12 protein-coding genes and 1 pseudogene are annotated in these 12840 nt (G+C 56.0%); 3 read left to right on the forward strand and 10 right to left on the reverse strand.

The annotated features are described in order from the left end of the window. Positions 1 to 30 precede the first annotated feature (30 nt). Positions 31 to 717, reverse strand: coding sequence for a vitamin B12 dependent-methionine synthase activation domain-containing protein (locus HMPREF0908_RS07520; RefSeq protein WP_006690884.1), 687 nt, complete (start codon positions 715 to 717; stop codon positions 31 to 33). 163 nt (positions 718 to 880) lie between these two features. On the opposite strand from HMPREF0908_RS07520, the gene trpD reads away from it, so the two are divergent. The 3 genes from trpD to HMPREF0908_RS07535 all read left to right on the forward strand — a co-directional run bounded on the left by trpD (position 881) and on the right by HMPREF0908_RS07535 (position 4980). Further along, positions 881 to 1897, forward strand: coding sequence for an anthranilate phosphoribosyltransferase (gene trpD, locus HMPREF0908_RS07525; RefSeq protein ID WP_006690885.1), 1017 nt, complete (start codon positions 881 to 883; stop codon positions 1895 to 1897). Positions 1898 to 1927: 30 nt separating this feature from the next. Beyond that, positions 1928 to 2863: a bile acid:sodium symporter family protein gene (locus tag HMPREF0908_RS07530; RefSeq protein WP_006690886.1), complete on the forward strand. Its 936-nt coding sequence runs from the start codon at positions 1928 to 1930 to the stop codon at positions 2861 to 2863. Positions 2864 to 3009: 146 nt separating this feature from the next. Then, on the forward strand, positions 3010 to 4980 hold the full coding sequence (locus HMPREF0908_RS07535) for a methyl-accepting chemotaxis protein (RefSeq protein WP_006690887.1): 1971 nt from the start codon (positions 3010 to 3012) through the stop codon (positions 4978 to 4980). A gap of 170 nt (positions 4981 to 5150) precedes the next feature. Here the strand turns inward: HMPREF0908_RS07535 and sdhB are convergent, their stop codons facing one another. From sdhB to HMPREF0908_RS07580, 9 genes and pseudogenes are all read right to left on the reverse strand, one after another. Then, positions 5151 to 5903 carry a succinate dehydrogenase iron-sulfur subunit gene (sdhB, locus tag HMPREF0908_RS07540; RefSeq protein WP_006690888.1) on the reverse strand — a complete coding sequence of 251 codons (753 nt, stop codon included), beginning with the start codon at positions 5901 to 5903 and terminating at the stop codon, positions 5151 to 5153. A 15-nt stretch (positions 5904 to 5918) separates the two neighbouring features. Beyond that, entirely contained in the window at positions 5919 to 7730 is a 1812-nt protein-coding gene (gene sdhA / locus HMPREF0908_RS07545; RefSeq protein ID WP_006690889.1) for a succinate dehydrogenase flavoprotein subunit, read from the reverse strand. Between the two features lie 25 nt (positions 7731 to 7755). After that, positions 7756 to 8388: a succinate dehydrogenase/fumarate reductase transmembrane subunit gene (locus HMPREF0908_RS07550; protein WP_006690890.1), complete on the reverse strand. Its 633-nt coding sequence runs from the start codon at positions 8386 to 8388 to the stop codon at positions 7756 to 7758. Positions 8389 to 8563: 175 nt separating this feature from the next. Further along, positions 8564 to 9121 carry a Fe-S-containing hydro-lyase gene (locus HMPREF0908_RS07555; protein WP_006690892.1) on the reverse strand — a complete coding sequence of 186 codons (558 nt, stop codon included), beginning with the start codon at positions 9119 to 9121 and terminating at the stop codon, positions 8564 to 8566. 39 nt (positions 9122 to 9160) lie between these two features. After that, the gene (locus HMPREF0908_RS07560; RefSeq protein ID WP_006690893.1) at positions 9161 to 10003 is read right to left on the reverse strand and encodes a fumarate hydratase; all 843 of its coding nucleotides are present in this window, start codon (positions 10001 to 10003) and stop codon (positions 9161 to 9163) included. Positions 10004 to 10305: 302 nt separating this feature from the next. Continuing rightward, positions 10306 to 10794 (reverse strand): metallophosphoesterase family protein, encoded by a 489-nt coding sequence (locus tag HMPREF0908_RS07565; protein WP_006690894.1) that lies wholly within the window; start codon positions 10792 to 10794, stop codon positions 10306 to 10308. Between the two features lie 95 nt (positions 10795 to 10889). Beyond that, entirely contained in the window at positions 10890 to 11516 is a 627-nt protein-coding gene (gene rdgB, locus HMPREF0908_RS07570) for an RdgB/HAM1 family non-canonical purine NTP pyrophosphatase (RefSeq protein WP_006690895.1), read from the reverse strand. 1 nt (position 11517) lies between these two features. After that, positions 11518 to 12264, reverse strand: coding sequence for a ribonuclease PH (gene rph, locus HMPREF0908_RS07575; protein ID WP_006690896.1), 747 nt, complete (start codon positions 12262 to 12264; stop codon positions 11518 to 11520). Between the two features lie 148 nt (positions 12265 to 12412). Next, positions 12413 to 12840, reverse strand: a pseudogene (locus tag HMPREF0908_RS07580) (F420-0:Gamma-glutamyl ligase); the annotation flags it as partial.

Genomic DNA, 12840 nt, shown 5'->3' on the forward strand with positions numbered 1-12840 from the left:
AATATCGTTCATTTTCCCATTTTCTCCCATCTATTTTCCCGTCTTTGCCCCTTCGCGGCATCTGCGTCCCGCCTTGCGGAACGGGCAGGTGCGGAACATGAGACAGTGCTCACAGTCCGGCGGGCGATGCGGCTGTGGTGTGCGTGCAATCCCCATGATCGCCGTCACCGATTTGCGCGGCACCATGATCGTCGTCGGCGTCAGCGAGACACCGATGCGCCGCGTCATATCGAGCAGTGCAAAGAATTTCGGCTGCTCCGCAATCGGCAGATCGCCGTAGCCGGGACTGAAGCGATCCGTAAGATAGCGCCCCTCTGCCTCCACGGCCCGGCGCATATCACTCTCGAAATTGTTGCAGATATTCTCGATCGCCGTACTCGCACACGCATCCATGATGACAGAGTCCGCCGCATTGACGACTTCACAGCGCATCATCAGACGCTCGACGCCGGGGCCGAGGGTCGCACCAAAGAGCACAACCTCCTCACACGGCTCAAGCATTCGTGGGATATCATTTCCTGCAAACATCACGCCGAGCACAGCCCCATTGTCAAGAGGAGCGAGCCGATACGTCAGGCGGGGGGTCGCTGCCGCCAGCACCTCATCGCTGCAGCGACGAATCTGTGCCGCAATCTCCTCCGTCAGCTCCTGTCCGCGAAAGCCGAGATACTTTAGTATTTCATTCATATTCAGCGTTGTAAAACGCGGTTCAAACATGTTCTCTCCTAATTTCTGCGATCCTCTATAACACACGAGATTAAGAGATTATAGCACATTCCGCACCTCCTCACAAATATACTTTTGTCATGTCATGATATGTATGCTATAATACTGCCCTGTCTTTCTATAAAGCAGAATTCTTGTTCAAGGGGGAAACAGAATGATAAAAGAAGCAATCAAAAAGGTCGTAGCCAAGGAAGATCTGACCTACGACGAAGCATATACGGTCATGAACGAGATCATGTCGGGCGAGACCTCTGCGGTCGAAAACGCCGCCTACCTTGCTGCGCTCTCCACGAAGAGCAGCGGCATGGAGACGATTGACGAGATCTCGGGGTCGGCGGCGGCAATGCGTGAACACGCACAGCCCGTCACGCATGAGATGGATGTCATCGACATCGTCGGCACGGGCGGAGACCACTCGGGCAGTATTAACGTGTCCACCACCGCCTCGTTTCTCGCAGCGGCGGCAGGGCTCAAGGTCTGCAAGCACGGCAACCGTGCCGCGTCCTCGAAGAGCGGTACGGCGGACTGTCTGGAGGCACTCGGGGTCAACATCGACCAGCCGCCCGAGAAGGTGCGTGAGGAACTGGGGAGCATCGGGCTTGCCTTTCTCTTTGCCCAGCGTTATCATCAGTCGATGAAGCACGTCGGTGCGATCCGCCGTGAGCTCGGCATCCGTACGGTATTCAACATTCTGGGCCCGCTGACGAATCCCGCCCGTCCCGCATACATGCTGCTCGGTGTCTACGGAGAGCATCTCCTTCGCCCGCTCGCACGTGTGCTGCCGGGACTCGGCGTCAAGCGCGCACTCATTGTCCACGGAACAGACGGGATGGATGAGATCTCCGTCGGTGCACCGACCAAGGTGTATGAGATTGAGAATGCAGCAGAGCGTGCCTATGAGATCCGTCCCGAAGATTTCGGCATCACGCCTGCATCAAAAGAAGCGATCCGCGGCGGCACACCTGCCGAGAATGCTGCCGTGACGCGCGGGATTCTGGCGGGAGAGATCACCGATGCACGGGCGGATATCTGCCTGATGAACGCGGGGGCTGCGATCTATATCGGGGGAAAAGCAGACTCGATTGCGGAGGGCATCGATACAGCACGCCGCGTCATTGCCGACGGCAGTGCTCTGCAGAAGCTGGAGGACTTTATTCACATCTCTCAGTGATGCACAGAGAAATGGAAGGACTTGAAGTAAATGAACGCACTTGAACAACTCAGTAATTTTGTCTCACGCTATATGGCGGTCTTTGTTGTCGTCATCGCAGGCGTTGCTCTCTTTCAGCCGTGGACGTTCCTCTGGAGCGTTCCATGGATCACCATCCTGCTCGGCATCGTCATGTTCGGTATGGGAATGACGCTGCGGTTTGCCGACTTTAAGCTTGTTCTGCAGCGTCCGCGCGACGTCTTTATCGGAACGGTTGCCCAGTTCGGCATCATGCCCTTCCTTGCATGGGTCTTGGCACAGGCATTCTCCCTTCCGCCGGAGCTTGCCGCCGGCGTCATTCTCGTCGGCACCTGCCCCGGCGGAACGTCCTCGAACGTCATGACCTACCTCGCGCGCGGTGATGTCGCTCTTTCCGTCAGCATGACCATGGCGTCCACCATCCTCGCACCGATCATGACGCCGCTCCTCACACTCTGGCTCGCAGGACAGTGGATCGACATTCCTGCGGGAAAGATGATGATCTCCATCGCACAGGTCGTCATTGCCCCGATTCTCCTCGGTCTCGTCATCAACCACTTCTTTGAGCGTCCCGTCCAAAAGGCAGTCAAGGTTCTCCCGCTCATCTCCGTGACCGCGATTGTTCTCATCGTCGGCGGTGTTGTATCGGCGAACGCGAGCCGCATCATCGAGACAGGTGCTCTCATCATGGTCGTCGTTATGTGCCACAACCTCTTTGGTTATACGCTCGGCTTCCTCGTTGCAAAGGCACTCCACATGGATATGGCAAAGGTCAAGGCGGTTTCCATCGAGGTCGGCATGCAGAACTCCGGGCTTGCCACATCGCTTGCCCTGCTCCATTTCGGTGCAGCTGCTGCCATTCCCGGTGCACTCTTCAGCGTCTGGCATAACATCTCAGGATCACTGGCCGCAAACTACCTATCCAGTCGAATGAAAAAAACCGACTAACGAAAATTTTTTCAAATAAATCCTCCAAAAGCTTAGGACTCTTGGAGGATTTATTTTATTTGTGTTGAATTTTACTTTTGTTAGATTATATTTATCTGAAAGAAGCGTTCTGCGCTTCCCATGATTATTGCTAAAGAGGTGGTCGGATGAAACTAAAGTCAAAGATGCTGCTGTGGATTGGAGCGCCGCTTGTCGTGATTTTTACTGCGATGGCAGTGTTTTCCTACTGGGAAGCGAGCGCCATGATCGAAGAGGCGACGGAACGCGAGATGCGCGCGCTCTCGGAGTTCCATGCCGAGGAGGTCAACCGCGTGGTCGAGGCACCGAAGGGGATCCTCGAGGGTATCGGTCGCGTATGGTCGACAAATATACCGACGGATGAGCGTTTCCTTGAAACAGCCAGGGACTTCACTGCACGCCCGGACATTGATTCCATCTATATGGGTTTCCCACGCGAGACAAACCGCCCCTTCCTCTACAGCGAGGAGGGTGTCGTACCGCTGAATGAGTTCGACGCAACGAGCCGTCCGTGGTATAAACTCGCAGAATCCAAGGAGGGCGTACAGCTCAACGAGGTTTCCACGAACGAGCGCACCGGAAAGCCAACGCTTGCCATGAGCCGCGCCATTCGTCACGAAGGACAGCTGCTCGCCGTGATGGGGCTCGAGACCAATTTCTCCGACATTCAGAATATCGTCGCAAAGATCAAGATCCGGGAGCATGGCGCCGCATTCCTTCTCGATGAACAGGGACGCTTCATCTACCACTCTGCGCTCGGACTCGACGACAATGTGCACGCACAGGGCGAGGAAGACGCACGCCGCCTCCTCTCAAAGGAGCCTATTTTCTTTACCAACACATACGCAGGTGTTGAAAACTACTACGCTGTCCATCCGGTCGGCACAACGGGCTGGTCCCTTGTTCTCTTTGTACCAAAGGATGAGGTGCTCGCCGATGTAAACAATCTCAAGTGGACGATGATTGTGGGGCTTCTCATCTCCCTCGCCCTCATCGGCGGTCTGCTCTATAAGATTGCTGACTCGATTGCAGGTCCCCTTGAGAATATGGCAGGTGCGGCACAGGAGGTGGCAAAGGGCAATCTCGCCATCGTCCCGCCCCAGATGGATCGCGACGATGAGATCGGACAGCTCCACAACTCCCTGCTCACAATGGTCAAGAATCTGCGTGAACTGATTCAGAAAACGGCGCAGACCTCCGAACAGCTCGCCGCCTCCTCTGAGGAGTTGACTGCCTCGGCAGACCAGTCGGCACAAGGCGCACAGAGCGCGGCCGAAGCGATCGTGAAAATCACGGGCAGCACCATCGAGCAGAATGAGGTCGTCGATCAGTCCTTTAAGACAGTAGACGGCATCACCCACGCGATCAACGAGATCACAACGGGAATCTCGGATGTCTCTGCCGCAACCCATCGCGCTGAAACAGCAACCGTTGAGGGACAGCAGGGACTCGGTGTCGCCGTCAAGGGGATGGATGTGCTCAATCAGAGTGCACAGGATGTCTCCGATGCCGTCACTGCACTCTATGAAAGTTCCAAGCGCATCTCCGAGATCGTCGAGATGATCACCGAGATCGCCGGACAAACAAACCTGCTTGCTCTCAACGCCGCCATCGAAGCGGCACGCGCAGGCGAACAGGGACGCGGCTTTGCCGTCGTCGCCGAGGAGGTGCGCAAGCTCGCTGAGCAGTCCGAGACAGCAGCGCAGGAGATCACAGAGCTCATCACCGAGAACGCAAGCCGCATTGAGGACACGTTCAAGGTCATGCAGGAGCAGAGAGAACACGTCGGCGAAGGCGTCAAGCATGTCAATCAGGCAGGCGAACAGTTCAACCGCATCGCTGGGGTTGTGAGCGAGCTCACCGAAAAGGTGGATGCAATCCTGAAGAGTACCGAGGGAATCAAAGTGGGCAGCGAGCACATGATGAGCTCGGTCGAAGCTGTTCAGAAGGTCTCGAATGCTGTCCACACGGAAGCAGAGAATGTCTCTGCCGTCTCTGAGGAGCAGGCAGCCTCCATGCAGGAAATTGCGGCATCCAGCCAGACGCTGGCACAGCTTGCACAGGATCTGCAGCGAATTGTCGGAGGTTTTAAGCTCTAAAGCCATCAGAATACACTCCAGGGGCTGTTGTACGATACAATGCAGTATTTCGTACAACAGCCCCTTCTTTGTCCTCCTGCCGCGCCGGCACGATACATTCCCACACGAAAGGGGCTGCCCGGAAATGGGGCAGCCCCTTCTATGTTCCGATCCCTTTTGGGGGGGGCGGATTAATGGTTGAACATATTGCGCAGTGCCTGCTTGTTGACCTCGCGGTTCAGCTGGGCAAGATGCTGCGTAAGCTTGATGCTCTTTGGGCAGACGCGCTCGCAGTTCTGACTGTTGCCGCAGCTCGTGATGCCGCCCTTTTCCATCAACGCGTTGAGGCGCTTCGGTGCATCGAACTTTCCAAGCGGGTGCATATTGAAGAGGAGCGTCTGCGCCGTCGGCGCCGGTCCAATAAAGTCGGACTGCGGTCCAACATTTGGGCACGCCTCGAGGCAGCAGCCGCAGGTCATGCAGTGCGACAGCTCATAGCAGGTCTCAGCCGTGTATGGATTCTGAATTGGAGCGTCCTTGACATCCCACGTACCATCAACCTCGATCCAGCCATGAATGCGTTTGAGGCTCTCGAACATAACCGAGCGGTCAATGAGAAGATCACGAATGACTGGGAACGTACGCGCCGGCTGAACACGGATTGGCTGCGTAAGGTTGTCGATCAGGGCACAGCACGCCTGCTGTGCCCTGCCATTGATGACCATCATGCACGCACCGCAAACCTTCTCCAGGCAGTTGCATTCCCAAACAGGGGGCGGAACACGCTTGCCGTCAACCGTCACAGGATTCTTCTGGATCTCCATAAGAGATGCAACAACATTGAGACCGGGACGATAGTCAACTTCGAACTCCTGCGTATACGGGCTCTCATTCGGTCCATCCTGACGCTCGATGATAAAACGAACTTTTTTCTGTTCTGCCATGACTTCTATCCTCCCTTACTCTTTCTTAGCAACGGCGTAATTACGCGCACGTGCTTTGATGAGCGAATGCTCGAACTCCATGTAGCTGACCTGCGGCTCTTCCGTATTCGGATCATAGTCCACAATGGAGGTCTTCATGAAGCGCTCATCATCACGGCCGTAGAACATGAGCTCACCGTCGGCATCCGTCATGCGCTCGCCCTTGTCATCAAGAAGGATCTTGGCATGTGCACCGCGGCTCTCATCACGGCAGCGTGCTGCCTTTGTCACGGCCATTGCATAGAGGATCATGTTGCGGAGCTGACGGACAAACATAGCTTCCTGGTTTGCCCATGTGCCGTGATCCGTCACGCCGATGTCATCCCAACGCTTCAGAATCCCCTTGAGCTTCTCAAGGCAGATGTCGAGTCCCTTGTTGTCACGCTCGATCGAGACGTAGTCATACATGATCTCGCCCATCTCCTGATGGAGCTTGTGGGCATTCTCAGAGCCTGTCATGTTGCGGATCTTATCGAACTCCGCCACAGCCTCCTTGCGTGCACTCTCAAGTTCTTCCTCGGTGAGTGCCGTGCCGAGCTCACCGCTGCGTGCCCAGCGCAGTGCCTCGGGACCAGCGATAAAGCCGGAATACGCTGCAGAGAGGAGCGAGTTTGCACCAAGACGATTTGCGCCGTGATACTGATGATCGCACTCACCCGCAGCCATGAGACCGGGAATATTTGTGTGATGCTTGCGATCGACCCAGATGCCGCCCATCGAGTAATGCACGGACGGGAAGATCTCCATCGGCACCTTGCGCGGATCCTGACCGACGAACTCTGAATACATCTCAAGGATGCCGCCGAGCTTGCGCTCGAGGTAAGCCGCAGGGATATGGGAGAGGTCGAGGTAAACACGACGCTCATTGTTGATACCAAGCCCCATGTGGACGCAGACCTTGAAGATCGCACGCGATGCGACGTCGCGCGGGACGAGGTTGCCGTATGCTGGATACATCTCCTCGAGGAAGTACCAGGGCTTGCCGTCCTTGTACGTCCAGACGCGTCCCCCCTCACCGCGGCAGGCCTCGGACATCAGGCGGTTCTTATCCGACCCCGGAATCGCCGTCGGATGAATCTGAATGAACTCAGGATTGCCGATGTGAGCGCCCTGCTGATAGGCGGAGGAAACAGCCGAGCCGTTGCAGATCGTCGATGCCGTGCAGCGGCCGAACACCTGACCGGGGCCGCCCGTAGCGAGCATGACCACATCAGCCGGGAATGCCTTAATCTCATTCGAGTTCATGTTCTGCGCAACAATGCCGCGGACGATGCCGTCCTTGTTTTTGATCGCACGGATGTATTCCCAGAACTCATACTTCGTGACCTTGCCCTTGACTTCCCAGCGGCGCACCTGCTCATCCAGCGCGTAGAGGAGCTGCTGGCCCGTTGTCGAGCCTGCGAACACAGTGCGCTTATTCTTCTGTCCGCCGAAATTGCGCAGATCAAGCACGCCCTCCGCCGTACGCGTAAACGGAACGCCCATGCGGTCAAACATCTTGACGAGCTTCGGCGCTGCCTCAACCATGCCCTTAACGGCAAGCTGGTCAGCGAGGAAGTCGCCGCCGTAGACCGTATCGTCAAAGTGCTCGTAGACACTGTCATGCTCGCCCTTGGTGTCCATGCAGGCATTCATGCCGCCCTGTGCGCAGAGCGAATGCGAGCGCTTCACCGGGCAATAGGAAAAGAGGTCGACGGTACCGCCCCCCTCGCAAACCTTCATCGTTGCGAGAAGGCCCGCCAAACCGCCGCCGACGATGATAACCTTATTCTGTGGTACTTTAGCCATTCTTAGCTCTCCTTTGCTGCAGTTCTCACATGAAGTAGCTGCCCATGAAGGCAAGCGTAACAAGCGACATCAGCACGCAGAGTGCCATGGACAACGCGTTGATCACCGACTGTGCGCGCGGTCCCTTTGCGATGCCCCACGTCATGCAGAACGTCGAAATACCGTTGCAGAAGTGGAAGATCGCCGCAATCATGCCGATCGTGTAAAGCACCGTGTGCAGAATCGCATAATCGCCGGTAACGAAGTAGGTGTAGAGCAGGTCATAGTTGATGTGCGATCCCATGACTCCCTTCTCCCACACGCGCATAAAGCCAACATGCCAGATGAGGAACGGAATGAGCAGCCAAGCCGTATAGCGCTGCAGCGCAAACTGCCAGTTGCGGACATAGCCATAATTGCCGGGGTTGTTCTTCGCCTGCGCAGCGATGTAAATACCGTAAATCGCGTGGAAGAGGATCGGAACAGCGATGGCGAACACCTCAAGCCCATAGAACACGGGGCGCGGGATGAGATCCATCATAGCCAGCGCATCATTAAAGGCCTTTGCTCCATGGAGCACCGTCGAGTTCGTAAAGACATGCTCGAAGAGGAACACGCCGATAACGACGAGTCCGACCAGTGAATGAAGGCGCCGCATGTAAAAGGTTGTGTGGAACATTTCATACCTCCTGAAATATGTTGACCTTAAGGAAACATGAATCACTTCAGCACTTCAGATTGACAAACTTCTTTTGATTCGTGATCCCTTAGGAGCCGCAGCTCCAACACCGTGTGCAGGAGCCGCGCCCCCGAATGATTTGTCATGCGCCAAACCATCGGCATGAACACCTACATTAGAGTCTGCGATAGGGCTTCTGTCCCATTTCATAGAAGTTATTCCCCTCGGAGTCGATGACAACGATACAGGGGAAATCCTCAACCGTCAGCTTTGCAACGGCCTCGGGACCAAGCTCTGGGTAGCCCACAACTTCATACTTCTTGACGGACTTTGCGATGAGAGCTGCGGCGCCGCCGACAGCAGCAAAGTAGGTCACGCCGTACTTCTTCATCGCCTCGACGACCTCGGGCGAACGCGAGCCCTTGCCGACCATGCCCTTGATGCCCTGCGCGAGCATCGTCGGCGTGTAGGCGTCCATACGGCCGCTCGTCGTCGGCCCCGCCGAGCCGATCGGATCACCCGGCTTTGCCGGCGTCGGTCCAAGGTAGTAAACAATCTGGTCGTGCCAGTCCACGGGCAGCGGCTCGCCCTTCGCGAGGGCTTCCGTCATCGCCTTGTGCGCCGCATCGCGGGCACTGATGATCGTCCCCGTAATCAGGACGCTGTCGCCGGCCTTAAGCTTACGGGACATCTCCTCCGTAAACGGAGTCGTAATACGGATACTTTCCGCCATTGAGTATTCCTCCCTAATGATAATACACAAGAACCGCTCCTAGAGAATGCGGTGCGCATGCCGGAGGGCATGGCAGCAGATCGTCACCGCAACCGGCAGACCTGCAATGTGCGTCGCACCCCACTCAATGTTTACGGCAAGTGCCGTCGTCGTCCCGCCAAGCTGAGGGCCGATGCCGGTCTTGTTGATCATTTCGAGAAGCTCCTCCTCGAGCTTCGCATACTCAGGCATGGGATGACGCTGGTTGATTGGGCGCGTGAGTGCCTTTTTCGAGAGCAGCGCCGCGCGGTCCATCGTGCCGCCGATACCGATGCCGACGACCTCCGGCGGACATGGATTCGGACCGGCGTGCTGGATGATCTCCATAACGGCCTTCTTCACGCCCTCGACACCATCGGCCGGAACGAGCATTTTCACGCCGGACTTATTCTCCGAGCCAAAGCCCTTCGGCGCAATCGTAATGCTGAGACGGTCGCCAGGGACGATCCTCGTGTAGATGACACCCGGCGTATTATTCTGTGTGTTCTTACGATTAAAAAGAGGCTCCGCAACAACGGACTTGCGCAGATAGCCTTCCGTGTAGCCCTTTGCGATCCCCTCGTTAATCGCATCCTCCAGAAGTCCTCCCGTGATGTGAAGATCCTGTCCGACTTCGACAAACACGATGGTCATCCCCGTATCCTGGCAATACGGACGATCCTCCTCGCGCGCAATCTCAGCATTGCGGATGATCTGATCCAAAACGACCTGACCGACAGGCGACTCCTCTGTCTCCCGGCCCTTCTTGAGGCCTTCATAGACGTCGTCGGGGAGATAGTACGCCGCTTCTTTGCACATCTCGGCGACGTTCTCCGTGATTTCTTTTGCGGTTAGCTCTCGCAAAATAATCCCTCCTATAAATATAACTTATACACAGGTTAATTAAACTATATCATATTTTTTTCTTGCTTTCAAGTCTTTCAGACTTCTTGTAACCCCTTGAAAAAAGTGAATCTCATTCAATTTCAAGTTGTTGATTTTCACGTAGAATAAGAGCGTATTTTCTTATTTTATATCATTGTTTTTCTTTATTGTTTTATTGTTTAATTTCAACCAATATATTATTATTAACAATATTTTTATCGCATATATAAATCCCATATCGTACGATATGGGATTTATATGATAAAATTTTTGAAAGATTTTTATTTAAGGCGAACGAGATTCATCTTTGGTTCTTCCCCTGCTGTGAGATTTATCATCATAAAGGAGCCCTGCACCGCATCACGCGGACGAGCCACACTCCCGGGGTTGAATACGGTTACATCCCCCTGCCGCTCATAGAGGGCGATGTGCGTATGTCCATAAACAGCAATATCTGCCCCTGCCTCACGCGCAGCCGCGGCGAGTATCGCTGTATCAAACCGCACATGGAAGAGATGCCCATGCGTGAGAAAGATACGATGCCCGCCGGCCTCGACGACGGTCTCGCCATACGTTCCATCCAGAGGCAGATCGCAGTTGCCGAGGACGCGCACAACGCTCTTCCCCGTCAGCTGTTCCAGTGCATCTGCATCGGCGGCATAATCTCCTGCATGAAGCCACATCTCTGCCTGTGCCGCCTCAGGATACTGCAGCATCGCTTTCAGGCTCTCAATATCTCCATGACTGTCGCTGACAATTCCAATATTCATGCTTCACCTCACGCCTAGGAAAGATTGGGCAAAAGGCGCCCTATGACGATATCTTCCGCTGCGGCACAGACAGCTCGATGATCGATCAACATGCGTCATGCGCGGCCAAGGAGTGCGCGCAGCTCCTCCCTCATCTGATCGAGTGCCGCACCGCGATGACTGATGGCGTGTTTTTCCTCACGTGAGAGTTCTGCCATCGTCCGCCCATCCGCACGATAAAAATAGGGGTCGTAGCCAAAGCCCTCCGTGCCGCGTGCTTCGTGGCGAATAAAGCCCGTACACGTTCCCTCTGCCGACAGTTCCCGTCCGTCCCGAAGTGCGAGCACGAGGGCGCAGTGATAGGCGGCGCGGGCATTCTCCTCCCCGCGTGAGCGAAGTTCCGCGATCAGCTTCCGATTGTTCGCCGCATCGTCGCCATGCACCCCCGCATAGCGCGCGGAGCAGACACCGGGGGCACCGTCCAGTGCCTCCACCGAGAGCCCCGAATCGTCGGCAAGCGCCGAAAGCCCCGTCTTTTCACGATAGTACTGAGCCTTGATGCGCGCATTCTCCATGAATGTCGCACCATCTTCGACCGGCTCTTCGATCGCACCGAGCTCCGGCTTCAGCTCATAAAGACGTGACAGTGGAACAAGGCGCACGGGCAGCCCGAGAAATGCCGTCTCCATCTCCCGCACCTTCCCTGCGTTTGATGTGGCAATCAGTATCGTCTTTTCTTTCATATTATCCCTCCCGTCCCGGCAGCCACGAGAGCACATCACCGAGGGCGACCTTCTGCTGATCGATCAGCGTGCGAATGCCTTGCTCGCCGAGATCCAGCAGAGCATTCAGCTCCTTCCGTGCAAAAGCACGGCCTTCGCCTGTCCCCTGCACCTCGACAAAGGCACCTGCGCCCGTCATGACGATGTTCATATCGACCATTGCCGCAGAGTCCTCCTCATAGCACAAGTCAAGAAGCGGCTCATTTTCCGCATTGATGCCGACGCTGACTGCCGCCACATAGTCACGTACGGGGAAAATACCGCGCTTCGCATAAAACGACGCACACGCCTCGACAAGGGCAACAAATGCTCCCGTCACTGATGCCGTCCGCGTCCCGCCGTCCGCTTGGAGAACATCGCAGTCAATGTGAATCGTACGCTCACCGAGTGCCTTCGTATCCACTACCGCACGCAGAGCACGTCCGATGAGACGCTGGATCTCCTGTGTCCGCCCCGACTGATGGCCGCGCACCGCCTCGCGCGCCGTACGTTCCGCCCCTGCACCCGGAAGCATGGAGTACTCAGCCGTCACCCAGCCCGTGCCCGTTCCCTTCAAAAAGAACGGCACGCGCTCCTCCACCGTCGCCGCACAGACGACGCGCGTATGACCGGTCTCAATGAGTGCGGAGCCATCCGCATAGCGCTGATAGCCGCGTTCGATCCGAACGGGGCGCAGCTGGTCGGCACGCCGCAGATCTCTTCTTGGCATGAAATAATATCTCCTTTGGAAGTAATTCTCCCCTCCGGCTCGCGCTGTCCGTCGCACCGTGCCGCAGCAAGGCAAAATCCGCAACATAAAGCCTCCCCCGTCATGCGGGGGAGGGGAACCGCACAAGCGGGAAAGGGTACTGTATCATTTATGCCGTATGGCTCTCCTGATATTGACGATAATTCTTGATGACGCAGATCGGGGTCTTCTGTGATGCGTTGCCGAACGGATTGTCGAGCAGCAGCTTAGCGGCAAGTTCCCCATTTAATCCATCCGATACGCCGACCACACGTGAACGCTTGAGATCGTTGACATCCGCCACCATCGCGCCGAATGCTCCCACACGCGTCCGTATACGGTCTGCCACCTGGTCTGCATCCGCAGGACCATAGACAATCGCCTTGTCAAACGGCGGCATCGTTCCGGTCACATCGTCAATCAGCGCCGTTTCTCTGCCGCCCCAGCGATAGAACATACCGCCTTTGCCGACGAGCTTTGCGAGAAAACCGGCAAAGAGGGCAAAGAGAACACGCCCCGTTCCCTCTACATCCATCAGGGACTGCATCCCAGCGGCGG

This window comes from Centipeda flueggei ATCC 43531, assembly GCF_000160695.1.
Lineage (GTDB): Bacteria > Bacillota > Negativicutes > Selenomonadales > Selenomonadaceae > Centipeda > Centipeda flueggei.